Here is a 20,597-nt window from a genome sequence, read left to right as displayed (position 1 = left end):
TCCTCGAAGGCCGGCTAGCTTGCCATGCTTGCTGCGACAGATGAATATCGCAGGCCTATAAAGTCCGTTCAACGCTCTGGAATCTTTCATGTCAGCCACGTTTTCCCCCGATCATTTGCGCGCCAGCCTGCGGCCATTGGCCGAAGGGCAGTCGCTGTCGACCGAGGCCAAGGCGTATCAGCATTTCTATGGGCTGGATTTTCCCGGTCGTACGCTGCGTGGGGGGTTGGGGCGTTTCGAGATCGATGGCTATCAATTGGTCAGCCAGTTCTGGTGGCCGGAGCGGGCGAAGGCGACGCTGTTCCTGTTCCACGGTTTCTACGACCACACCGGGCTCTACCGCCACGTGATCGAGTGGGCGCTGGATCAGGGTTTTGCCGTGATTGCCTGTGACTTGCCGGGGCATGGGCTGTCCAGTGGCGAGCGGGCGAGCATCAAGGAATTCGCCGAGTATCAGGACACGCTGCAAGGGTTGTTCGCCGAGGCGTTGTCCATTGAACTGCCGCAGCCGTGGCACTTGTGCGGGCAGAGCACGGGCGGGGCGATCGTGATTGATCATGTGCTCAACCACGGCGCGAACAGTCCGGCTCAAGGGCAGGTGATCCTGTTGTCACCTCTGGTCCGGCCGCGTGCCTGGGGGTGGTCAAAGCTCAGCTATTACCTGCTCAAACCGTTCGTCAAAGCCATCGCCCGACGCTTCAGCGAGAACTCCAACGACCCGGATTTCCTGCCGTTCCTGCAGGCTGATCCGTTGCAGCCGCTGCGTTTGCCCACGGCGTGGGTCGGGGCACTGGCGCGCTGGATCAAGCGCATCGAAGCCGCACCGAACAGCCCGCGTCGGCCGCTGATCGTGCAGGGGCAGGCGGACATGACGGTGGATTGGGAGCACAACCTTGGGGTGTTGAAGGCCAAGTTCGATCGGCCTCAGGTGTTGATGTTGCCAGAGGCGCGGCATCACCTGGCGAATGAGACGTTGGTGATGCGGGAGGAGTATTTCGGGTTTTTGAGCAAGCGGATCAAGGGCCGGAATCTGTAGTGGATTCACTGGCCCCTTCGCGAGCAGGCTCGCTCCCACATTTGAAATGCGTTTCCCCTGTGGGAGCGAGCCTGCTCGCGAAGAATGCGCCGCAAATTATTGGCTGAGGTTCGAAGTGCTTTGCCCCACCGCCAACCCCGCCCGAATCGCCGCCAGCGCCGCCTGGTAATACGCCTGCCCCTCAGTGGACTCGGCAAACGTGGCGAACTCTTCCAGTTCGTTATCCGACAGGTCGCGATACACATACAGCAGCGTGTTGTTCAGGTCGCTGCCGATCTGGTTCATCAAACGCAGGCGCTGACCGTTCAATATCCCTTGCGACTGTCCACTACCGAGCAACCCGGGAATCATCGAACTCAGGCTGTCAGCCGCGACACCGGCAATCGCCAGGCTGACTTCAGCCCCCGCCTCGCGAGCGGGCAGGGCCTGGGCCAGGTGGCCGATGATCAGTTGACGGCTGTCGCTGGCTTGCATCTTCGGCAGGCCCTTGGCGTTCTTCGCCAATTGGTCGCGACGGGTCGCCAGCAACTCGGCGGCCACGACTTTTTTGCCCAGGGGCGATTGGAAGAAGGTCAGTGCCGGTTTTGGATCGGCCAGGCTTTTGCGTAATTGAGCTTCGGCGCGTTGATCGACCGACTGCGGAGCGAATCGCTGATTGCTGTTGTTGACCAGTGCCTGAAACACCGCCGGCGGCAGGCTGCTTTCGTAGCGTTGTTGCGCGGCTGTGAGGGCGTCGTTGAAATGTGCGCGTTGGTCTGGCCAGCCGGCGACTTTATACAACTGGTCGTGGCCGTCTGCCCAAGCGGGCAAAACACAGAGCATCAACAGTGAAAAAAGCAACCGGCGCATAGGGACTCCTGTCAGCAGGCGACTATTCTCCGTGTGGCATCCGTACTTGTCGAGAATTCGTATCAACCCGCTGCGTGGCTCTGTCGGATTTTCAGGCACAGGAATACTATGCGCGGCATGCAAATACCCTCTGATCACCCGCTGCTGTTACGTATCGTTGACGACCTGGCTGCAAACGGCTGGTCGCAACAGAACATTTTCCTGCCTGAGGATCTGACCCGGGCGCTGGCGGCTGAGTGCCGTAAACGTGCAGCCGAGGGTGAACTGGCCCCCGCAGCGGTAGGCCGAGGGCCGTCGTCGGAGGTTCGCGAGGGGATTCGCGGCGACCATATCCAGTGGATCGACCCCGGCCAGGCCGAGGCTTGCGACAGCTATCTGGGATTGATGGACAGCCTGCGTGAAGCGATGAACCGCGGGTTGTTTCTGGGTCTGGAGGATTTCGAAAGCCATTTCGCGCTGTATCCGCCAGGCGCGTTTTACCTTCGGCACGTCGACCGTTTTCGCGATGACGACCGGCGCATGGTCTCGGCGGTGGTGTACCTCAATGACGGTTGGCTGCCCGAGCACGGCGGCCAGTTGCGCATGTATCTGGAGCAAGACCGGGCCTACGATGTGGAACCTGTCGGCGGATGCCTGGTGGTGTTTCTGTCGGGCGAAGTCCCCCACGAAGTCCTGCCCGCGACCCGGGATCGCCTGTCATTGACCGGCTGGTTCCGACGCCGGGGCAACGAGCCGTTCTGATCATGCAAAAGATTCTGGTAAGCCGCTGCCTGCTGGGTCACCGCGTACGTTACGACGGCGGGGCGAGCGGGCCATTCGATCAGCTCCAGCAGTGGCTGGATGAGGGCCGGGTCATTGCGTTGTGCCCCGAGGTGGCTGGCGGCTTGCCGACACCCAGGGCCGCAGCGGAAATTCCCGGCGGGCAGGGCGCGCAAGTGCTGGATGGCCACGCCAGCGTGATCACCACCGAGGGCGAGGATGTCAGTGCGCAGTTTCTGTCGGGGGCTTATCAGGCGCTGGAACTGGTGCAAAAGCACGGCATCCGCATTGCCGTGCTTAAAGCCAATAGCCCGTCCTGCGGGAATTTGCTGACCTATGACGGAAGCTTCAGCGGCGTGAAGGTGGCGGGCGAAGGCGTGACGGCGGCGTTGCTCAAGCGTAATGGTGTGCAGGTTTTCAGTGAGCTGGAGTTAGCCGAGGCGGCGCACTCATTGAGTTCACTCGACTAACGCCCCACACATAACCACTGTGGGAGCGAGCCTGCTCGCGAATGCGGTGTGTCAGGCAACACTTATGTCGACTGAGACACTGCATTCGCGAGCAGGCTCGCTCCCACAGGGTTGTTCGTTCAACCTGAAATCAGGGTTTCGGCGCCACGCTCGCATCCGTCCCAAACCACTTCTTCTCCAGCGCCGCCATCCGGCCATCATCCTTGATCCGCTGCAACGCATTCTCCAGGCTGGCATGAAACGCCGGGTTACCTTTCTGAAACGGAATCGCCAGACCCACCGGCGGATTGGCCTTGGGCTTCTCTTGCGCAAACGACTGCACCAGCAGCATCGAGCGCGGCTCTTCCTTCTGCGCGATCAATTGCGCATCGGTTTGAAGGTAAGGCTCGCTGAAATCGAAACGATCCTTCAGATCCGGGGTCATTGCTATGTGGTTGATGGCGACGTCGTACTTGCCGCTTTCCACGCCGGTCAACAGATCGCCCGAGTCAGTGACGACGAAATCGGGGCGGACATCGAGTTCGTTGGCCAGCAGTTGGCCCAGCTCGACTTCGAACCCGCTGAGTTTGCCTTCATCCTTGAAATTGAAGGGGGGTGTATTAGCCTCAAGAGCAATGCGCAGTTCGCCACGGTCGTTGATGTCGTCAATCAGTTCGGCATGAGCCAAAGGGCTCAAAAGGGGTAGCAGGCAGATCAGGCCAGGCAAAAGGCGCATGGTCACTCCTTTGAATTCATTATCGCGATGCTCTGAGTCAGGCTCGCTTTGCTATGGTTGTCGAGTGCCTTCGACAACGATTGACCATGAAGTTGTCATGGTCACGCGGATTTTACGAAAAAACTGGAGAAGAGAATGAAAACGTTTATGTCTCGTGCGGCTATGGCTGGCCTGCTGATGGGTGTTTCGGTGCTGGCCAGTGCTGCCACGCCGGCGCCTAAAGGTGCCGAAGTGTCCATCGTCTCTCCTGAAGACGGTGGGACTGTCCCGCAAACTTTCAAGGTTAAATTCGCTGTCGAGAACGTCTCCCTGGCCCCGGCCGGTGACGAGACCAAGAACACCGGTCACCACCACCTGCTGATCGATGCCAAGGATGTAGTCCCTGCGGGTTCGGTTATTCCGGCGGACGCCAATCATGTGCATTTCGGCAAGGCGCAGACCGAAACCGAGCTCACCCTGACTCCCGGCAAACACACCTTGCAACTGGAGCTGGGTGACAAAGGCCACATGGCTTTCGATCCGCCAATCGTGTCGAAAAAAATCACCGTCAACGTCAAGTGACCTGCTCGGAATAAAAAACCGCGCCCATGAAAAAGGAGCCCCTGAGGGCTCCTTTTTTTGTCGCTCAAGTCGCTATCAGAACAACACGCGGCAACGAATGGTGCCGTTGATGTGCTGCAGTTTCTCTTGGGCGATTTCCGAGTAGTCGGCATCGACGTCGATCACGACGTAGCCGACTTTCTCGTTGGTCTGCAGGAACTGACCGGAGATGTTGATGCCGTTTTCGGCGAACACCTTGTTGATTTCGCTCATCACACCCGGAATGTTCTCGTGGATGTGCAGCAGACGGTGCTTGCCTGGGTGAGCCGGCAGGGCCACTTCCGGGAAGTTCACCGACGATACGGAGGTACCGTTGTCGCTGTACTTGACCAGTTTTTCTGCCACTTCCAGACCGATGTTGGCTTGCGCTTCAGCGGTGGAACCACCGATGTGCGGGGTCAGGATCACGTTGTCCAGGCCACGCAGCGGGCTTTCGAACTCTTCGTCGTTGGAGCGTGGCTCCACCGGGAACACGTCGATGGCCGCGCCGATCAGGTGCTTGTCCTTGATTGCGTCCGCCAGCGCTTGCAGTTCAACTACAGTGCCGCGAGCCGCGTTGATCAGGATGCCGCCCTTCTTGATCGCACGGATTTCTTTCTCGCCGATCATCCACTGGGTCGCAGCGGTTTCCGGAACGTGCAGGGTGACGATGTCGGACATGCCCAGCAGCTCGTGCAGGTTGCCGACCTGGGTGGCGTTGCCCAGTGGCAGTTTGGTCACGGTGTCGTAGAAGTACACCTGCATGCCCAAGCCTTCAGCCAGGACCGACAGTTGAGTACCGATCGAGCCGTAACCGACGATGCCGAGCTTCTTGCCACGGATCTCGAAGGAGTTCGCCGCGCTCTTGATCCAGCCGCCACGGTGGCAGGAAGCGTTCTTCTCAGGGATGCCGCGCAGCAGCAGGATCGCTTCGGCCAGCACCAGCTCGGCGACGGAGCGGGTATTGGAGTACGGTGCGTTGAACACCGCAATCCCGCGTTCGCGCGCTGCGTTCAGGTCAACCTGGTTGGTGCCGATGCAGAAACAGCCGACCGCGACCAGCTTCTTCGCGTGATCGAAGATCTCTTCGGTCAGTTGAGTGCGGGAGCGAATGCCGATGAAGTGCGCATCAGCGATCTTTTCCTTCAGCTGGGCTTCCGGCAGAGAACCCGTGAGGTACTCGATGCTGGTGTAGCCCGCCGACTTGAGAACGTCGACAGCCGATTGGTGGACGCCTTCGAGAAGAAGGAACTTGATCTTGCTCTTATCGAGAGAAGTCTTGCTCATCTGCGTAAACCTGTATCCCGGAGAAAAATGGCAGGAAATAGCCAGCAGACGCTGACCCGGACGGCAGGAAAGCCGTCGCCGCAGATTGGCCGTTGGGCACTATGCTGCGGGGTCGGTATGCTAGCATACGCACCCCGCTAAACACTCATTCCTGCGACGTGAAGCGTTCTCAGGATGACCATGAATTGTTCGAGAGTTCTGTCGATGACCAATCCTGCCCTGATTGATGAGCTGAAGACCCTGGTTGAGCCTGGCAAGGTGCTGACCGATGCCGACTCCCTGAATGCTTACGGTAAGGATTGGACCAAGCATTTCGCCCCGGCCCCGACCGCCATCGTGTTTCCCAAGACCACCGAACAGGTGCAAGCCATTGTCCGTTGGGCCAATGAACACAAGGTGGCGCTGGTGCCGTCCGGCGGTCGTACCGGGCTTTCCGCCGCGGCCGTGGCGGCCAATGGCGAAGTGGTCGTGTCGTTCGACTACATGAACCAGATTCTCGATGTGAACCTCACCGACCGCACTGCCGTTTGTCAGCCAGGCGTCGTTACCGAGCATTTGCAGAACGTCGCTGAAGAAAAAGGCCTGTACTACCCGGTGGACTTCGCTTCGGCAGGTTCGAGCCAGATTGGCGGCAATATCGGCACCAATGCCGGCGGGATCAAGGTCATTCGCTACGGCATGACCCGTAACTGGGTTGCCGGCATGAAAGTCGTGACCGGCAAGGGCGACGTGCTGGAACTGAACCGCGACCTGATCAAGAACGCCACCGGCTACGACCTGCGCCAGCTGTTTATCGGCGCTGAAGGCACCCTCGGCTTTGTGGTTGAAGCGACCATGCGTCTGGACCGTGCACCGAAAAACCTCACCGCGATGGTCCTTGGTACCAGCGATTTCGACTCGATCATGCCGGTATTGCACGCGTTCCAGAGCAAACTCGACCTGACTGCCTTCGAATTCTTCTCCGACAAGGCCCTGGCGAAAGTCATGGGTCGCGGCGACGTTCCGGCACCTTTCGAAACCGATTGCCCGTTCTACGCATTGCTGGAATTCGAAGCGACCACCGAAGAAGTGGCCAACCACGCGCTGGAAACCTTCGAGCACTGCGTCGAGCAGGGCTGGGTGCTGGACGGCGTGATGAGCCAGAGCGAAACCCAGCTGCAGAACCTCTGGAAGCTGCGCGAATACATCTCCGAAACCATTTCCCACTGGACGCCGTACAAGAACGACATTTCGGTCACCGTGTCGAAAGTCCCGGCGTTCCTCAAGGAAATCGACGCGATCGTCGGCGAACACTACCCGGACTTCGAAATCGTCTGGTTCGGCCACATCGGTGACGGCAACCTGCACCTGAACATCCTCAAACCGGAAAACCTGAGCAAGGACGAGTTCTTCGCCAAGTGCGCCACCGTCAACAAGTGGGTGTTCGAAACCGTCGAGAAGTACAACGGTTCGATTTCCGCCGAGCACGGCGTGGGCATGACCAAGCGTGATTACTTGACCTACAGCCGTTCGCCGGTTGAGATCGAGTACATGAAAGCGGTGAAAGCGGTGTTCGACCCGAACGGCATCATGAACCCGGGCAAGATCTTCGCTGTTTGATTTTCGATTGTTAAAAGCACGAATCAGGAGTCGGTAATGAGCTATCAGCACCAGTATGTCGACGGTACGCGTATTCATTTCCCGCTGGGAAAAGTGGTGTGCATCGGCCGTAACTACGCCGAACACGCCAAGGAACTGGACAACCCGGTGCCTACCGAGCCGCTGCTGTTCATCAAGCCGGGCAGCTGCGTGGTGCCGCTGGAAGGCGGTTTTGCCATTCCAACCGAGCGTGGCTCGGTGCACTACGAAGCGGAAATTGCGGTGTTGATCGGCAAGCCGTTGTCGACCAAGCCGAGCCGCGAAGAAGTGCTGGACGCCATCTCCGGTTTCGCCCCGGCACTCGACCTGACACTGCGCGACAAGCAGGCCGAGCTGAAATCCAAGGGCCTGCCGTGGGAAATCGCCAAGTCGTTCGACGGCGCGGCGGTGATCGCGCCGTTCGTGTCCGGCAGCACCTTTGCCGACCTGACCGACATCGGCATTCGCCTGACCATCAACGGCGAAGTGCGCCAGGATGGCAACAGCAGCGCGATGCTCAACCCGATCGTGCCGATGATCCAGCACATGGCCGGCTGCTTTTCGCTGCAGGCCGGTGACGTGATCCTGACTGGTACGCCGGTGGGCGTTGGTCCGTTGAATGTCGGTGATGAGATTGTGCTGGAATTGCCTGGCGCCAGTAGCTTCACCAGCAGCGTGCGTTAGTCGCTACACCGCTGAACTAGTGTGGGAGCGAGCAAGCCCGCTCCCACATTGGTTTGTGTGGTTGGCAAAAAGGGCAATCCCGCCATTTCCCGTTTTTTTCACATTTCGTCTGGATAATTCCGGGGCTTGCGGCGTCTGAGCCGGCCCCAATTGTGCTATTACCCCTAGCCTGAATTTCTGGAACGCATCCCTCAATGGCCACCCCACCTCTGTCGACTCTCAAAACAACCCGCCGCTCGCGCTTCGCGCTGCCTTGGTATGCCTGGCTGTTGCTGGTGGCGGTCATCGCATACGGCGTTGCCTTTGCGATGCATTGGGACAATCGCGGCGTGCTCTGGGTAAAAGAACAACTCAAGAGCCCGGCCGAGCGTCAGGCCAGTATCTGGCTTCCTGACTATCGGGCAGTGATCGATGCCAAAGAGTTGCCGGGTATGGAAAAGGACGAAGCCTCGGACCTCGCCTACGATCCCCAGACCAAAACGCTGTTCTCGGTCATGGGCAAGAACCCGTTTCTGGTCGAGCTGAATCTACAGGGCGATGTGCTGCGCAAAATGCCGCTGGTGGGCTGGAGTAACCCGGAAGGCGTCACCGTGCTGGGCAACGGCCTGCTGGCGATTGTCGATGAGCGCGAACACCTGATCACCGTCGTCAAGGTCGATGCCAACACCCGTGAATTGAACATCGCCGACTTTACCAAGTATGACCTCGGGCCTTCGAAAGATCAGAACAAGGCCTTTGAAGGGGTGACCTGGGATTCGCAAAACCAGCAGTTGCTGCTGGGCGAAGAGCGCCCGCCGGCATTATTTTCCTGGAAAGGTGACGGCCGGGTCCTGACCGGTGACAAGCTGAAGCTGGCCAGCCATGCGTTGGACATGCGCAACCTGTCGGCCCTGGCCATCGACCCGCGCACGGGTCACATGCTGGTGCTGTCCGCCGATTCCCACTTGTTGATGGAGCTGGACAAAAAGGGTGAGCAAGTCAGCTTCATCGCCCTGTTGCGCGGCTTCAACGGCCTGAAGAACACCATTCCACGCGCCGAAGGCGTGACCATGGACGAAGCGGGTAACTTGTACATGGTCAGTGAGCCAAACCTGTTCTACCGCTTCGAAAAGCAGAAATAGTCGCCGCAAACCCGCGGTTGTGGTCGCAAGCCACTGGCCATTAAGCTTGAATTCATACGGGCGTGATATTTCATCCGCCCGTTTTGTTTTCGAGCTCGCCTGAATGCGCCGACTTGCCCGTCCCAAACCCCTCGTTTTGATCCTGTCAGCGATTGCGCTGATCGCGCTGGTTGCGGTCGGCCAATACATGCGCCTGTTCGAGCGTGCGTGGTTCAACCTGCATACGCTTTGGCAGCCGCAGAGCAGCATCTCCATCGGTCTGGATCAATACCGGGTGGACATCGAAGCACGGGTGATCGACGGGCTGAACGATAACGTCTCGGCGCTGACGTTCGATCCGGTGCGCAAAAGCCTGTTCACGGTCACCAATAAAGATTCCGAGCTGATCGAGTTGTCGCTTGAGGGCAAGATCCTGCGGCGTGTGGCGTTGATTGGTTTTGGCGACCCGGAGGCGGTGGAGTTCATCAGTGCCGACACTTACGTCATCACTGATGAGAGCGAGCAGCGACTGATCAAGATTCACCTGGAGCCGGACACAACCTTCATCGACGGGGCGGACGCCGAGCAGATGGTCCTTGGTGTGCACATGGGCAGCAACAAGGGGTTTGAAGGGCTGGCTTACGATTCGGTGGGCAAACGGTTGTTCGTCGCCAAGGAACGCGACCCGATGCTTATCTACGAAGTGCAGGGCTTCCCGCATTACAACCCGGAGAAATCCTACGCCGTGCACGTGGTGAACAACCCCAGGCGCGATGCCGGGATGTTTGTGCGAGACCTGTCGAGCCTGCAATACGACGAACGCAGCGGTCATTTGCTGGCGCTGTCCGACGAGTCGCGGCTGATTATTGAGCTGGACGTGGACGGTCGACCGTTGAGTACGATGTCACTGAACAAGGGACGGCAAGGCCTGCAAAAGACCGTGCCGCAAGCGGAAGGCATCGCCATGGACGACGACGGCACGATGTACCTCGTCAGCGAGCCGAACCTGTTCTATGTCTTCAAAAAACCGGCACAACCTTAAAAACACCCAAAAACCACTGTGGGAGCGAGCCTGCTCGCGAAAGCGGTGCATCATTCAACATCACTGTCGACGGATACACCGAATTCGCGAGCAGGCTCGCTCCCACACGTTTTGAGGATTACTCGGCGCGCAGGGTTTTCACGCCTTCACTGGTACCCAGCAACAGCAAATCCGCCGGACGCGCCGCGAACAAGCCATTGGTGACCACGCCAACAATCGCGTTGATCTGGCGTTCCAGTTCAACCGGGTTGGTGATCTGCATGTTGAACACATCGAGGATGATGTTGCCGTTGTCGGTCAGCACGCCTTCGCGGTAAACCGGGTCGCCGCCCAGTTTCACCAGCTCGCGGGCCACGTGGCTGCGGGCCATCGGGATCACTTCGACCGGCAGCGGGAACTCACCGAGCACCGGCACCAGTTTGCTGGCGTCGGCGATGCAGATGAAGGTCTTGGCCACGGCCGCGACAATCTTCTCGCGGGTCAGGGCTGCGCCGCCGCCCTTGATCAGGTTCAGGTGCGCGTCGCTTTCATCGGCGCCGTCGACGTAGAACTCCAGATCGCTGACGGTGTTCAGTTCGTACACCGGAATGCCGTGGCCCTTGAGGCGGGCGGCGGTGGCTTCGGAGCTGGCGACCGCGCCGTCGAACGCGCCTTTGTGCTTGGCCAAGGCGTCGATGAAGCAGTTGGCGGTGGAGCCGGTGCCGACCCCGACGATGCTCTTGTCGTCGAGTTTCGGGAGGATGAAGTCGACGGCGGCCTGAGCCACTGCCTGTTTGAGTTGATCCTGGGTCATGCGGGCTCCGAAAGCGGGCAAGGGGAAACGGAAAGGCCGGCATTATAGCCCCATGCGGGGCTAAAACCTCTTGATTCGTGTGGTCGCCCGCCCGAAAGCCGGGTTAGACTCCTTGGCCCTGCCCAACCCGCTCAGTGATGCTTTCCGATGCTCGAACAGTACGTCAAAAAGATCCTCACCTCGCGCGTTTATGACGTTGCCGTAGAAACCCCATTGCAGACTGCCCGCCAGCTCTCCGAGCGGCTGGGCAACAATATCTGGCTCAAGCGCGAAGACTTGCAGCCCGTGTTCTCGTTCAAGATTCGCGGCGCTTACAACAAGCTGACCCAGTTGAGCGATGAAGAACGTGCTCGCGGCGTGGTCACGGCCTCGGCGGGCAACCACGCGCAAGGCCTGGCCCTGGCGGCGAAAGTGTTGGGCGTCAAAGCCACCATCGTCATGCCCAAGACCACCCCGGAAATCAAAGTCGAAGGCGTGCGTTCGCGCGGCGGCAAAGTGGTGCTGCACGGGGATTCGTTCCCGGAAGCCCTGGCCTACTCGCTGAAACTGGTCGACGAAAAAGGCTACGTCTACATCCACCCTTACGACGATCCCCACACCATTGCCGGGCAGGGCACCGTGGCGATGGAGATTCTGCGCCAGCACCCTGGCCGTCTCGACGCGATTTTCGTGCCGGTCGGTGGCGGCGGCCTGATCGCCGGCATCGCGGCGTACGTGAAATACCTGCGCCCGGAAATCAAGATCATCGGTGTCGAGCCTGACGACTCCAATTGCCTGCAAGTCGCGATGGCGGCTGGCGAGCGCGTGGTATTGCCGACCGTGGGCATCTTCGCCGACGGTGTGGCGGTGGCACAGATCGGCCAGCACACCTTCGATATCTGCAAAGACTATGTCGATGACGTGATCACGGTCAGCACCGACGAGATTTGTGCAGCGATCAAGGATATCTACGACGATACCCGCTCGATCACCGAGCCAGCCGGTGCGCTGGGCGTGGCGGGAATCAAGAAATACGTCGAGCAGAATGGTGTCACCGGCCACACTTTCGTCGCCATCGACTCCGGCGCCAACGTCAACTTCGACCGTTTGCGCCACGTCGCCGAACGCGCCGAACTGGGCGAGGGCCGTGAAGCGATCATCGCCGTGACCATCCCCGAGAAACCGGGCAGCTTCAAGGCGTTCTGCGAAGCCATCGGCAAGCGCCAGATCACCGAATTCAACTACCGCTACAACACCGGCAGCGAAGCACACATCTTCGTGGGCGTGCAGACGCACCCGGAAACCGATCCGCGCAGTGCGCTGCTGGCGAGCCTGACCGAACAGGGCTTCCCGGTGCTGGACCTGACCGACAACGAACTGGCCAAGCTGCACATCCGCCACATGGTCGGCGGTCGTGCGGCCCACGTGGTCGATGAAGTGATCCTGCGCTTCGAATTCCCGGAGCGTCCGGGGGCGCTGTTCAACTTCCTCAATAAGCTGGGCGGGCGCTGGAACATCTCGATGTTCCACTACCGCAACCATGGCGCGGCGGACGGTCGAGTGGTCGCGGGCCTGCAAGTACCGCACGACGAACGTCATCTGGTGCCGGCGGCGCTGGAAGAAATCGGTTACCCGTACTGGGACGAAAGCGACAATCCGGCCTATAAGCTGTTTCTGGGCTGAGCGGCTACGCTGATGGGCAGGTCATAAGGAAATCGGACAATGGAAACGTTAACTGCCCTGAAAGTGGCGCACATGGTTGCAACGGTGGTGTTGCTGATCAGTGCGCTGGGTCTGGGGATCTGGGTTTTTCTCGCGCGACGCAAAGGTGATGCGACGGCGGGAAGCCGTACCCTGCAACGGCCGCGGGTGTTCATCTGGCTGCTGATGGGGCTGGCGCTGCTGAGCATGCCGTTCACCGGCTGGGGGATGGTGCATCTGGTGGGCTGGCCGTTGGGGCAGACGTGGTTGTTGGCGTCGAGCGTGCTTTACACCGTGGCGGCGTTGGCGTGGTTTTGGCTGTTGGTGCGGCTTAACAGATTGCGCAAGGTGCCGGGTGGGGTGGGGAGATTTACCTTTGCCTTGGCGTTGTTCAGTTTTGTCTGCTTTATCGCTATTGCGGGGTTGATGGGTGCCAAGCCTGTTTAAGGCTTGAGACCGCGTTGACCCCTTCGCGAGCAAGCCCGCTCCCACATTTAACCGAGTTCGTCCAGGAAAATACGGTCGAATGTGGGAGCGGGCTTGCTCGCGAAGGCGATATCAGCCGCGCAGGCTAATCACCGGCCAGCCACGCTTCTCGGCTTCAGCACGCAAATTCGGATCCGGATCCACCGCCACCGGATTCGCCACCTGCTCAAGCAACGGCAAATCATTCATCGAGTCGCTATAGAAATAGCTGTCTTCCAACGAATGCCCGGTCTCTTCCAGCCAACGATTCAATCGCGTCACCTTGCCTTCGCGAAAGCACGGCACATCCGTGCTGCGCCCGGTATAACGGCCATCGACCATCTCGCACTCGGTGGCGATCAGGGTTTCAACCCCCAGGCGCTGGGCAATCGGCCCGGTCACGAAGCGGTTGGTCGCGGTGATGATCACCAGTTTGTCGCCGGCATCGCGATGCTTTTTCAGCAGATCGAGGGCCTGCGGCAACACGATCGGTTCGATGCAATCGCGCATGTAATCGAGGTGCCATTGATCCAGCGTGGCCATCTCGGTGCGCCCGAGCACTTCCAGGCAGAAGTTCAGGTAAGCGGCGTTATCCAGCTTGCCGGCCAGGTAATCCTGATAGAACTCGTCGTTGCGTGCCTTGTAGGCGACGGCGTCGAGAAAGCCGCGCTCGCACAGGTAATCGCCCCAGGCGTGGTCACTGTCGCCGCCCAGCAGGGTGTTGTCCAAGTCGAATAAAGCCAGACGCATTGCAGTTACTCGCTGAAAAGTCTGTAGAAAGGCGCCCAGAATACGGACTTTTCACAAGAGTGCACATAAGGTCGGTCGGCGCGTTGCTGCTTTCACAACCTTTGTGGAACAATGCGGCGACATGCGTTTGCGAGGTTGTTGCCGTGATCGACCCCGATGGTTTCCGCCCCAATGTCGGGATCATTCTCACGAATGATGCCGGACAGGTGCTATGGGCTCGCCGTATCAATCAAGATGCCTGGCAGTTTCCTCAGGGCGGTATCAACCCCCAGGAGACGCCGGAAGACGCCTTGTACCGCGAGTTGAACGAAGAAGTGGGTCTTGAGCGCGAAGATGTTGAAATTCTCGCCTGCACCCGGGGCTGGTTGCGCTATCGTTTGCCGCAACGTCTGGTTCGTACCCACAGCCAACCGCTGTGCATCGGCCAGAAACAGAAATGGTTTCTCCTGCGCCTGATCTCCAACGAGCAGCGGGTGCGGATGGATTTGACCGGTAAACCGGAATTCGATGGCTGGCGCTGGGTCAGCTATTGGTATCCGTTGGGCCAGGTGGTGACATTCAAGCGCGAGGTGTATCGACGCGCTCTCAAAGAGCTTGCCCCGCGCCTTTTAACGCGCGACTGACGACGGAGTTCGACCCCGAGCCATGCTCAATACGCTGCGCAAGATCGTCCAGGAAGTTAACTCCGCCAAGGATCTCAAGGCGGCGTTGGGCATTATTGTATTGCGCGTCAAAGAGGCCATGGGCAGCCAGGTCTGCTCGGTCTACCTGCTTGACCCCGAGACCAACCGCTTCGTGCTGATGGCCACCGAGGGCTTGAACAAGCGCTCGATCGGTAAAGTCAGCATGGCGCCCAACGAAGGTCTGGTCGGCCTGGTCGGCACGCGTGAAGAACCGCTGAACCTCGAAAACGCCGCGGATCACCCGCGCTACCGCTACTTCGCCGAGACCGGTGAAGAGCGCTACGCCTCCTTCCTCGGGGCGCCGATCATTCACCACCGCCGCGTCGTCGGCGTGTTGGTCATCCAGCAAAAAGAACGCCGCCAGTTCGATGAAGGTGAAGAAGCCTTCCTTGTGACCATGAGCGCGCAGCTTGCCGGCGTAATCGCTCACGCCGAGGCCACCGGTTCGATCCGTGGTTTGGGCCGTCAGGGCAAGGGCATCCAGGAAGCCAAGTTCGTCGGCGTGCCGGGTTCGCCGGGGGCGGCGGTCGGTACGGCGGTGGTCATGCTGCCACCGGCCGATCTGGACGTGGTGCCGGACAAAAACATCGTCGATATCGACGCCGAACTGGCGTTGTTCAAGACCGCCATCGAGGGCGTGCGCGCCGACATGCGCGCGCTGTCGGCCAAATTGGCCTCGCAGCTGCGTCCAGAAGAGCGGGCCTTGTTCGACGTCTATTTGATGATGCTCGACGATGCTGCGCTGGGCAACGAAGTCACCACCGTGATCAAGACTGGCCAATGGGCCCAGGGTGCGTTGCGCCAAGTGGTCACTGAGCACGTCAACCGTTTCGAATTGATGGACGACGCCTACCTTCGTGAGCGCGCCTCGGACGTCAAGGACCTTGGTCGGCGGTTGCTGGCGTACCTGCAGGAAGAGCGTCAGCAGAATCTGGTTTACCCGGAAAAAACCATTCTGGTCAGCGAAGAACTGACGCCGGCGATGCTCGGCGAGGTGCCGGAAGGCACGCTGGTCGGTCTGGTCTCGGTCCTCGGCTCGGGTAACTCCCACGTCGCGATCCTCGCCCGGGCGATGGGCATCCCGACGGTAATGGGGCTGGTCGACCTGCCGTACGCCAAGGTCGACGGCATCGAATTGATCGTCGATGGCACCCGCGGCGAGGTCTATACCAACCCGAGCGAAGTGTTGCGCAAGCAATTCGCCGAGGTGGTGGAAGAAGAGAAACAACTGGCGCTCGGTCTCGACACCCTGCGCGACTTGCCGTGCGTGACCCTCGATGGTCACCGCATGCCGCTGTGGGTCAACACCGGCTTGCTGGCGGACGTGGCGCGGGCGCAGAAGCGTGGCGCGGAAGGCGTGGGTCTGTACCGCACCGAAGTGCCGTTCATGATCAACCAGAGGTTTCCGAGCGAAAAGGAGCAGCTGGCGATCTACCGCGAGCAGCTCGCCGCGTTCCATCCGCAACCGGTCACCATGCGCAGCCTGGACATCGGCGGCGACAAGGCGTTGTCGTACTTCCCGATCAAGGAAGACAACCCTTTCCTCGGCTGGCGCGGGATTCGCGTCACGCTCGATCACCCGGAAATCTTCCTGGTGCAGACCCGCGCCATGCTCAAGGCCAGCGAAGGCTTGAACAACCTGCGGATCCTGCTGCCGATGATCTCCGGCACCCACGAACTCGAAGAAGCCCTGCACCTGATTCACCGGGCCTGGGGCGAAGTCCGCGACGAAGGCACCGACGTACCGATGCCGCCGATTGGCGTGATGATCGAGATTCCGGCGGCGGTGTATCAGACCAAGGAACTGGCGCGGCAAGTGGACTTCCTGTCGGTCGGCTCCAACGACCTGACCCAGTACCTGCTGGCCGTGGACCGCAACAACCCGCGGGTGGCCGACCTTTACGACTACCTGCACCCGGCGGTGCTTCAGGCGTTGCAGAATGTGGTGCGTGACGCCCATGCCGAAGGCAAGCCGGTGAGTATCTGTGGTGAGATGGCCGGTGACCCGGCTGCGGCGGTGCTGTTGATGGCGATGGGCTTCGACAGCCTGTCGATGAACGCCACCAACTTGCCGAAAGTGAAGTGGATGCTGCGTCAGATCAACCTGAGCAAGGCCAAGGAGTTGCTCGCGGAACTGATGACCATCGACAACCCTCAAGTTATCCACAGCTCGCTGCAACTGGCGCTGAAGAACCTTGGGTTGGCGAAGATGATCAATCCGGCTGCGGTCAAGACCCTCTAAACCTGTTGCGGACCCTTCGCGAGCAGGCTCGCTCCCACATTGGATTTGTGATCGACACATATCCCCTGTGGGAGCGAGCCTGCTCGCGAAGAGGCCAGTCCTCACAACACAAAACTAAAGCCTGATCTCCACTTCCCCCAAATGCCCCCCATACGGCCCGAAACTCCTTTCGACCATATGCCGCGTCCCATCCGCCTGAACAATCAACGCCGTACTCGCCCGCGTCCCATAACTCTGGCTGGCGATAAACACACTCGACAACAACGTCTCGGTCGCCAACCCGACCCCGGTATCCGGCAGTTCGGTAAACGGCGCCGTCTGCGCATCGCCCAATAACGCCAGCAACGCCTGCGGTTGCGGGTCCGCCAATACTTCTTCCAGCGCCGTCCGGGCCTTGAGCAATTTCGGCCATGGCGTATCAAGCCCGGCGTTCGACAATCCGTAAACTCCCGGGGGCAGCATCACCGCCTCGGACTCCCGTGCATTGAAGTGCCACAGCTCGTTGGTATTGCCGATCAGCAGATTAAACCCGGCATATTCGATGGAGCGTCGGACAATATCGCTCAAATAGTCATCAATCGACTTGTCACCCAACAGAAACCCCGCCACCAGTTCACCGCGGGACTTACGCGATGGCGGCTGATGCGGATCACGAATATTGGTCAGTGCCGCAAAGCGCCCATTGGCGCCAATACCCAGCCAGGTGCCGCCGGCTTCCAGGTCTCGGCCGGCATAAACGTTGGGCGCTTCGGGCCATTGCGCCAGGGGCAGGCTCGGGCGGGCATAGAATTCGTCGCGGTTGGCCGCCACGATCAGCGGCTGGGCGTGGTCGGGCCGCCAGGCGAAGACAATCAGGCACATAAGGTGGTCCTTGTGTGTTTTTTGCTCACTCTACGCAGTCCTCGCCCGTCGTTCCATCGCCTCGCGCAGTGGAGCGTTGACCCCTCCATCCGTTACCATGCCCCACTTCTTCGGGGATGCATCCATGGAATTTCTGCTTTACCTGGCGCTCGGCGCCTGTGCAGGCGTGCTGGCCGGGCTGTTCGGGGTCGGCGGCGGGATCATCATCGTCCCCGTGTTGGTCTTCAGTTTCACCTTGCAAGGCTTTGACGCTTCGATCCTGACCCACTTGGCAGTCGGCACGTCCCTGGCGACGATTATCTTTACCTCGGTCAACGCCGTACGCGAACACCATCGCCGTGGCGCAGTGCGTTGGCCGATTTTCGTCTGGATGACCGTCGGCATTCTGATGGGCGCCGGTTTCGGCGCACTGACCGCCGAAGCGATCTCCGGCCCGAACCTGCAGAAGATCATCGGCGTGTTCGCCCTGGTCATTGCCGCGCAACTGGCACTGGACGTCAAACCCAAGGCCAGCCGAACGGTGCCCGGCAAAGTCGGTCTGACCCTGGCCGGCAGCGTGATTGGCTGGGCCTCGGCGATTTTCGGGATTGGTGGCGGCTCATTGACCGTGCCATTCCTGACCTGGCGCAGTGTGCCGATGCAGCAAGCCGTGGCCACGTCGTCGGCCTGCGGTCTGCCGATTGCCTTGGCCAGTGCATTAAGTTTCATGATTCTGGGCTGGCACGATCCGTTGCTGCCGGCCCATAGTCTCGGTTTTATTTATTTGCCGGCGCTGCTGGGGATTGCCCTGACCAGCATGGTTTTCGCCCGTATCGGCGCGCGACTGGCCCACAGGCTGTCGCCGAAGTTGCTGAAAAGACTGTTTGCCGCTTTGCTGTTCTGCGTTGGCCTGAGCTTTCTGCTCTGACACGCGTCGCAATCCTGGCTTAATCCTGAGGTGGCAGCGTCGCCCGGGAATTTTGGTTTCAACTCTAACGAGGAGTCGCAATGCTGCCTTACCCGCAGATCGACCCGGTGGCCCTGGCCATCGGTCCGCTGAAAATCCACTGGTACGGCTTGATGTACCTGATCGGCATTGGCGGCGCCTGGCTGCTGGCGTCTCGCCGGTTGAACCGGTTCGACCCGACCTGGACCAAGGAGAAACTTTCCGACATGGTCTTCTGGATGTCGATGGGCGTCATTGTCGGCGGCCGATTGGGTTATGTGCTGTTTTACGATCTGCACGCCTACCTGGCCAACCCGGCGCTGATTTTCGAAGTGTGGAAGGGCGGCATGTCGTTCCACGGCGGATTCATCGGCGTGATGCTCGCGGCTCTGTGGTTTGGCAAGAAGAACAACAAGTCGTTCTTCCAGCTGATGGACTTCGTCGCGCCAATGGTGCCGATTGGCCTGGGCGCCGGGCGTATCGGTAACTTCATCAACGCCGAGTTGTGGGGCAAGCCGACCGACGTGCCATGGGCAATGATTTTCCCGCCGTTCAGCGATCCGTCGCAGTTGCCGCGCCACCCGTCGCAGCTGTATCAGTTCGCGCTGGAAGGCGTCGCGCTGTTCCTGATTCTGTGGCTGTTCTCGCGCAAGCCGCGGCCGACCATGGCGGTATCGGGGATGTTCGCGCTGTTCTACGGCATCTTCCGTTTCATCGTCGAATTCGTCCGCGTACCGGACGCGCAACTGGGCTATCTGGCCTGGAACTGGCTGACCATGGGCCAGGTGCTCTGCGTGCCGATGATCGTCGGCGGTCTGTTCCTGATCTGGCTGGCGTATCACCGCGCCCCGGCGACTCCAGCGGCAGCCGTATAAATTCGAACCCCGGGGGCGACGGCCTCCGGGTTCAAGGACACAGGTAACTCATGAAGCAATATCTCGAACTGGTCGCCCACGTCATCAAGAACGGCACCAAGCAAGCCAACCGCACGGGCGTGAACACCATCAGTTTTCCGGGCGCGATGCTGCGTTACGACCTGAAGGAAGGGTTCCCGGCGATCACCACGCGCAAGATGGCCTTCAAATCGGCCATCGGCGAGATGTGCGGTTTCCTGCGTGGCGTGAACAACGCCGCCGAATTCCGTGCGCTGGGCTGCAAGGTCTGGGACCAGAACGCCAACGAAAACGCGCAGTGGCTGGCCAACCCGTTCCGCCAGGGCGAAGACGATCTCGGCGAGATCTACGGCGTGCAATGGCGCAAATGGCCGGCGTACAAGCAGATCCCGGTCAGCAACCAGGCCGCCATCGAGCAGACCTTGAGCCAGGGCTACCGCCAGATCGCTGAAGGCGAAGAAGACGGCCAGGCCTACGTGGTGCTGTACAAGGCGATCGACCAGATCCGCCAGTGCGTCGACACCATCATCAAGGACCCGGGCAGCCGCCGCATCCTGTTCCACGGCTGGAACGTTGCCCAGCTCGATGAAATGGCCCTGCCGCCGTGCCATTTGCTGTACCAGTTCCACCCGAATGTCGAGACCAGGGAAATCTCCCTGACCCTCTACATCCGCTCCAACGACCTGGGCCTGGGCACGCCGTTCAACCTCACCGAGGGCGCCGCGCTGCTGAGCCTGATCGGTCGCCTGACCGGGTATACGCCGCGCTGGTTCACCTATTTCATCGGTGATGCGCACGTCTACGAAAACCACCTGGACATGCTGAATGAACAGCTCAAGCGCGAGCCGTTCCCGATGCCGAAACTGGTGATCAGTGATCGTGTGCCGGAGTTTGCCAAGACAGGCGTGTATCAGCCGGAATGGCTGGAGCTGATCGAGCCGGGCGATTTCTCGCTGGAAGGCTACCAACACCACGCGCCAATGACCGCGCCGATGGCGGTCTAAAAAACCACCGCAAACCTAATGTGGGAGCGAGCCTGCTCGCGAAAGCGGTGGGTCAGTCGACATCAACGTTGATTGACTGACCGCATTCGCGAGCAGGCTCGCTTGTATGGTAGGACTTGAAGGGAGGAGGAGGGACTAGGCTCGATTCTGACTGTTGACGCAG

Annotated in this window: 21 protein-coding genes; 15 read left to right on the top strand and 6 right to left on the bottom strand. The window is 60.0% G+C overall.

Going from position 1 to position 20,597, the window contains the following annotated elements; all coding sequences use genetic code 11:
• Positions 1 to 88 precede the first annotated feature (88 nt).
• A complete protein-coding gene (bipL, locus tag AC07N8_RS15930) occupies positions 89 to 1,036 on the top strand; it encodes a phospholipase BipL (RefSeq protein ID WP_493144504.1) in 948 nt (315 codons plus the stop codon).
• 96 nt (positions 1,037 to 1,132) lie between these two features.
• On the opposite strand, the gene AC07N8_RS15925 is transcribed toward bipL, so the two are convergent.
• Complete coding sequence (locus AC07N8_RS15925; RefSeq protein WP_483843336.1) at positions 1,133 to 1,885, bottom strand: DUF2059 domain-containing protein; 753 nt, start codon at positions 1,883 to 1,885, stop codon at positions 1,133 to 1,135.
• Between the two features lie 108 nt (positions 1,886 to 1,993).
• Here AC07N8_RS15925 and AC07N8_RS15920 point away from each other — a divergent pair, with 108 nt between their 5' ends.
• Both AC07N8_RS15920 and AC07N8_RS15915 read left to right on the top strand, forming a co-directional pair.
• Entirely contained in the window at positions 1,994 to 2,626 is a 633-nt protein-coding gene (locus tag AC07N8_RS15920) for a 2OG-Fe(II) oxygenase (protein WP_493144502.1), read from the top strand.
• A gap of 2 nt (positions 2,627 to 2,628) precedes the next feature.
• Positions 2,629 to 3,114 carry a 2-thiouracil desulfurase family protein gene (locus AC07N8_RS15915; protein WP_483843338.1) on the top strand — a complete coding sequence of 162 codons (486 nt, stop codon included), beginning with the start codon at positions 2,629 to 2,631 and terminating at the stop codon, positions 3,112 to 3,114.
• A 130-nt stretch (positions 3,115 to 3,244) separates the two neighbouring features.
• Here the strand turns inward: AC07N8_RS15915 and AC07N8_RS15910 are convergent, their stop codons facing one another.
• On the bottom strand, positions 3,245 to 3,829 hold the full coding sequence (locus AC07N8_RS15910) for a transporter substrate-binding domain-containing protein (RefSeq protein ID WP_483843339.1): 585 nt from the start codon (positions 3,827 to 3,829) through the stop codon (positions 3,245 to 3,247).
• Between the two features lie 135 nt (positions 3,830 to 3,964).
• On the opposite strand from AC07N8_RS15910, the gene AC07N8_RS15905 reads away from it, so the two are divergent.
• Positions 3,965 to 4,390 (top strand): DUF4399 domain-containing protein, encoded by a 426-nt coding sequence (locus AC07N8_RS15905; RefSeq protein WP_493144498.1) that lies wholly within the window; start codon positions 3,965 to 3,967, stop codon positions 4,388 to 4,390.
• A gap of 75 nt (positions 4,391 to 4,465) precedes the next feature.
• Here the strand turns inward: AC07N8_RS15905 and serA are convergent, their stop codons facing one another.
• Positions 4,466 to 5,695 carry a phosphoglycerate dehydrogenase gene (gene serA, locus AC07N8_RS15900; RefSeq protein WP_157714314.1) on the bottom strand — a complete coding sequence of 410 codons (1,230 nt, stop codon included), beginning with the start codon at positions 5,693 to 5,695 and terminating at the stop codon, positions 4,466 to 4,468.
• A gap of 204 nt (positions 5,696 to 5,899) precedes the next feature.
• On the opposite strand from serA, the gene AC07N8_RS15895 reads away from it, so the two are divergent.
• From AC07N8_RS15895 to AC07N8_RS15880, 4 genes are all read left to right on the top strand, one after another.
• Positions 5,900 to 7,294, top strand: coding sequence for an FAD-binding oxidoreductase (locus tag AC07N8_RS15895; RefSeq protein WP_493144496.1), 1,395 nt, complete (start codon positions 5,900 to 5,902; stop codon positions 7,292 to 7,294).
• Positions 7,295 to 7,330: 36 nt separating this feature from the next.
• The gene (locus AC07N8_RS15890; protein ID WP_059182000.1) at positions 7,331 to 7,996 is read left to right on the top strand and encodes a fumarylacetoacetate hydrolase family protein; all 666 of its coding nucleotides are present in this window, start codon (positions 7,331 to 7,333) and stop codon (positions 7,994 to 7,996) included.
• Between the two features lie 194 nt (positions 7,997 to 8,190).
• Positions 8,191 to 9,117, top strand: a complete 927-nt coding sequence (locus tag AC07N8_RS15885; protein ID WP_483843342.1) for an SdiA-regulated domain-containing protein — start codon at positions 8,191 to 8,193, stop codon at positions 9,115 to 9,117.
• Positions 9,118 to 9,220: 103 nt separating this feature from the next.
• Entirely contained in the window at positions 9,221 to 10,138 is a 918-nt protein-coding gene (locus AC07N8_RS15880) for an SdiA-regulated domain-containing protein (RefSeq protein WP_493144494.1), read from the top strand.
• Positions 10,139 to 10,256: 118 nt separating this feature from the next.
• Here AC07N8_RS15880 and rpiA read toward each other — a convergent pair whose 3' ends face one another.
• Positions 10,257 to 10,931, bottom strand: a complete 675-nt coding sequence (rpiA, locus tag AC07N8_RS15875; RefSeq protein ID WP_027926507.1) for a ribose-5-phosphate isomerase RpiA — start codon at positions 10,929 to 10,931, stop codon at positions 10,257 to 10,259.
• Between the two features lie 147 nt (positions 10,932 to 11,078).
• Here rpiA and ilvA point away from each other — a divergent pair, with 147 nt between their 5' ends.
• The gene (gene ilvA, locus AC07N8_RS15870) at positions 11,079 to 12,593 is read left to right on the top strand and encodes a threonine ammonia-lyase, biosynthetic (protein ID WP_483843344.1); all 1,515 of its coding nucleotides are present in this window, start codon (positions 11,079 to 11,081) and stop codon (positions 12,591 to 12,593) included.
• A gap of 39 nt (positions 12,594 to 12,632) precedes the next feature.
• Complete coding sequence (locus AC07N8_RS15865) at positions 12,633 to 13,058, top strand: DUF2269 domain-containing protein (RefSeq protein WP_493144492.1); 426 nt, start codon at positions 12,633 to 12,635, stop codon at positions 13,056 to 13,058.
• 111 nt (positions 13,059 to 13,169) lie between these two features.
• On the opposite strand, the gene AC07N8_RS15860 is transcribed toward AC07N8_RS15865, so the two are convergent.
• Positions 13,170 to 13,826: a histidinol-phosphatase gene (locus tag AC07N8_RS15860; RefSeq protein ID WP_493144491.1), complete on the bottom strand. Its 657-nt coding sequence runs from the start codon at positions 13,824 to 13,826 to the stop codon at positions 13,170 to 13,172.
• A gap of 143 nt (positions 13,827 to 13,969) precedes the next feature.
• On the opposite strand from AC07N8_RS15860, the gene AC07N8_RS15855 reads away from it, so the two are divergent.
• Together AC07N8_RS15855 and ptsP are read left to right on the top strand one after the other, a co-directional pair.
• The gene (locus AC07N8_RS15855) at positions 13,970 to 14,449 is read left to right on the top strand and encodes an RNA pyrophosphohydrolase (protein ID WP_007945562.1); all 480 of its coding nucleotides are present in this window, start codon (positions 13,970 to 13,972) and stop codon (positions 14,447 to 14,449) included.
• A 22-nt stretch (positions 14,450 to 14,471) separates the two neighbouring features.
• Positions 14,472 to 16,751, top strand: a complete 2,280-nt coding sequence (gene ptsP / locus AC07N8_RS15850; RefSeq protein WP_493144488.1) for a phosphoenolpyruvate--protein phosphotransferase — start codon at positions 14,472 to 14,474, stop codon at positions 16,749 to 16,751.
• 114 nt (positions 16,752 to 16,865) lie between these two features.
• Here ptsP and AC07N8_RS15845 read toward each other — a convergent pair whose 3' ends face one another.
• Positions 16,866 to 17,612 (bottom strand): NRDE family protein, encoded by a 747-nt coding sequence (locus tag AC07N8_RS15845; protein ID WP_493144487.1) that lies wholly within the window; start codon positions 17,610 to 17,612, stop codon positions 16,866 to 16,868.
• 124 nt (positions 17,613 to 17,736) lie between these two features.
• Between AC07N8_RS15845 and AC07N8_RS15840 the strand changes: the two genes are divergently transcribed.
• From AC07N8_RS15840 to AC07N8_RS15830, 3 genes are all read left to right on the top strand, one after another.
• On the top strand, positions 17,737 to 18,519 hold the full coding sequence (locus AC07N8_RS15840; RefSeq protein ID WP_483843349.1) for a sulfite exporter TauE/SafE family protein: 783 nt from the start codon (positions 17,737 to 17,739) through the stop codon (positions 18,517 to 18,519).
• Between the two features lie 80 nt (positions 18,520 to 18,599).
• Complete coding sequence (gene lgt / locus AC07N8_RS15835; protein ID WP_310262072.1) at positions 18,600 to 19,412, top strand: prolipoprotein diacylglyceryl transferase; 813 nt, start codon at positions 18,600 to 18,602, stop codon at positions 19,410 to 19,412.
• Positions 19,413 to 19,462: 50 nt separating this feature from the next.
• Positions 19,463 to 20,434: a thymidylate synthase gene (locus AC07N8_RS15830; RefSeq protein ID WP_483843350.1), complete on the top strand. Its 972-nt coding sequence runs from the start codon at positions 19,463 to 19,465 to the stop codon at positions 20,432 to 20,434.
• The last annotated feature ends 163 nt before the right edge of the window (positions 20,435 to 20,597 follow it).

This window comes from Pseudomonas sp. GW821-FHT10C09, assembly GCF_059415465.1.
The sequence above is the reverse complement of the archived record's forward strand: the minus strand, read 5'-3'. Positions and strand labels throughout refer to the sequence as shown.